Source organism: Vibrio sp. 10N.222.46.A1 (genome assembly GCF_041473595.1).
Lineage (GTDB): Bacteria > Pseudomonadota > Gammaproteobacteria > Enterobacterales > Vibrionaceae > Vibrio > Vibrio tasmaniensis_A.
The window spans coordinates 1-2,815 of the sequence record NZ_JBFRSN010000513.1; the positions used below are offsets into that span (position 1 = coordinate 1).

The 2,815-nt window shown below is 44.3% G+C and carries 1 protein-coding gene and 1 pseudogene; one reads left to right on the forward strand and one right to left on the reverse strand.

Features of this window, described 5'->3' with window-relative positions; translation table 11 throughout:
• Positions 1–93, reverse strand: a pseudogene (locus AB4496_RS14955) (23S rRNA pseudouridylate synthase); the annotation flags it as partial.
• A 339-nt stretch (positions 94–432) separates the two neighbouring features.
• On the opposite strand from AB4496_RS14955, the gene AB4496_RS14960 reads away from it, so the two are divergent.
• Complete coding sequence (locus AB4496_RS14960; protein WP_009846335.1) at positions 433–2,658, forward strand: NADP-dependent isocitrate dehydrogenase; 2,226 nt, start codon at positions 433–435, stop codon at positions 2,656–2,658.
• Positions 2,659–2,815: the final 157 nt, after the last annotated feature.

Below are 2,815 nucleotides of genomic sequence, written 5' to 3' on the forward strand. Positions count from 1 at the left end.
GTGTTGATTCTGTCTATTACCGCTTTGTTTTAATGTGGTACCAGAACGAGCCGGTTTGTCTGAACGAGATGCGCTGCGTGAGCGAGTAGACATGTTAACTACCTTGCAAAAATGTAAACGAAGTGTGCCGAAAAGTTTTCATAGAAACGGAATTGAGCTATCATTTGCGCGCCTAAAAGACACAAAATAGAACAAGTTGATGGACTCTTAAGCCTGATTTGTTTAATTATACCTTCGTGTTTTATTATAACTGGCTCTTTTATTAAAACAATGCACTCACGGATTTGGCTCATGCTGTCATCAAGATTGCATGAAAAATAAGATAGAGTACGACTATCGAGTAAGCAGTTTTCACTCTCAGAGTGGCTTACTGGTCAATTTATAACACTCTCACTGCTTTAAGTGAGCTTGTAAGAACTATAGGGAAATTTCATGCCTACTGAAAAACCAACGATCATCTATACCATTACTGATGAAGCTCCGGCGCTAGCAACTTACTCTCTGCTGCCTATCATTCAATCTTTTACGGCTTCTTCTGGTATTAACGTTGATACTCGCGACATTTCACTTGCAGGGCGCATTATTGCCAACTTCCCTGACTACCTGAACGAAGAGCAACGTATTGGTGATGCATTAGCAGAATTAGGTGAGTTAGCTAAGACACCTGAAGCGAACATCATCAAGCTTCCAAATATCTCTGCATCTGTTCCTCAACTTCAAGCAACAATCAAAGAGCTTCAGTCAAAAGGTTACGCACTTCCTAATTACCCAGAAGAAGCAAACACTGACGAAGAGAAAGCCGTTAAAGCGACTTACGATAAAATCAAAGGCAGTGCTGTAAACCCTGTGTTACGTGAAGGTAACTCGGATCGCCGCGCTCCACTTTCTGTTAAAAACTACGCGAAGAAGAACCCACACTCAATGGGTGCTTGGTCTGCGGATTCTAAGTCGCACGTTTCAAGTATGGACGACAAAGACTTCTTCGGCAGCGAAAAGTCAGTAACAATTGAAGGTGCTACAGAAGTTAGCATTGAATTCGTTGGTAAAGATGGTGCGAAGAAAACTCTGAAGCCCGCTTTTGCATTGCAAGATAAAGAGATCATTGATGCGTCAGTGATGAACAAGGCCGCTTTGGTTGCGTTCTTCGAGAAAGAGATCGCATCAGCTAAAGAGCAAGGTGTACTGCTTTCTCTTCACATGAAAGCGACGATGATGAAAGTATCTGACCCTGTGATCTTTGGTCATGCAGTTAAGGTTTACTACAAAGACGTATTCGCTAAGCACGGTCAACTGTTTGAAGAGCTTGGTGTTGATGTAAACAACGGCATCGGCGATGTATACGCAAAAATTGCTGCGCTTCCTCAAGAGCAGAAAGAAGCGATTGAAGCTGACCTACAAGCGGTATACGAGACTCAACCACCACTAGCGATGGTTGATTCGGATCGCGGCATTACTAACCTACACGTTCCAAGCGACATCATTGTTGATGCATCTATGCCTGCAATGCTGCGTTCTTCAGGTCAAATGTGGGATCCAGAAGGTAAGCAAAAAGACACGAAAGCTATGATTCCTGATCGCAGCTACGCAAGCATCTACCAAGCAGTTATTGATTTCTGCAAAGAGAATGGTGCTTTCGATCCAACAACAATGGGTAGTGTACCAAACGTTGGCTTGATGGCTCAAAAAGCCGAAGAGTACGGTTCTCACGATAAGACTTTTATCCTTGAAGCTGCTGGTCAGGTTCAAGTTGTTGACGCTTCAGGCGTTGTGCTTCTAGAGCAAGACGTAGAGGAAGGTGATATCTTCCGTATGTGTCAGGTTAAAGATGCACCGATTCAAGACTGGGTTAAGCTAGCGGTAACTCGTGCTCGTGCTTCGGGTGTTCCTGCAGTATTCTGGCTAGACGCGTCTCGCGCGCATGATGCTCAGCTTATTAAGAAAGTTGACGCTTACCTTCCTGAATATGATACCGATGGTCTTGAAATTAAGATCCTTGCTCCTTTAGAAGCAACTCAGTACTCACTGGTTCGTATCAAAGAAGGCCTAGATACTATTTCGGTTACAGGTAACGTATTACGTGATTACCTAACGGATTTGTTCCCGATTCTAGAGCTTGGTACGTCAGCTAAAATGCTATCGATTGTTCCACTTATGAACGGTGGCGGCCTGTTTGAAACAGGTGCTGGCGGTTCTGCGCCTAAGCATGTTCAACAAGTAGAGAAAGAAAACCACCTGCGTTGGGACTCTCTTGGTGAGTTCTTGGCACTAGCGGCATCTCTAGAGCACCTAAGCGTAGTAACGGGGAATGCTAAGGCACAAGTTCTCGCTGACGCGCTTGATAAAGCGACGGGTGAATTCCTAGATAACAACAAGTCTCCTTCACGTCGAGTGGGTGAGCTTGATAACCGTGGTAGCCACTACTACCTTGCAGCATACTGGGCGAAAGCGCTGGCTGAGCAAACGGTTGACGCTGACCTTGCTGCTGAGTTCGCAGGTGTTGCAACTCAATTGGCTGAAAGTGAAGAAGCTATTGTTGCTGAGCTGAATAACGCTCAAGGTCCAGCTGGCGACTTAGGCGGTTATTACCTACTTGATGATGCATTGGTTTCATCACTAATGCGCCCAAGCTCAACGCTAAACGCATTTATTGACGCATAGTGATTGGACTCATCGTTAGTAAGTCATGAACATGATTTACTAACGAGTTGCTTGGTCTGGCAGTTAAGTCACAGATAAAGTCAAAACGAAAGACGCTTTAATGATAACGTTAAAGCGTCTTTTTTTATTCATAATGCTTCCTAGACCTAGACCTAGA

Excerpts from the sequence above, each read along its gene's own strand:
- AB4496_RS14960 (WP_009846335.1), top strand. The coding sequence starts at position 433 with ATGCCTACTGAAAAACCAACGATCATCTATACCATTACTGATGAAGCT.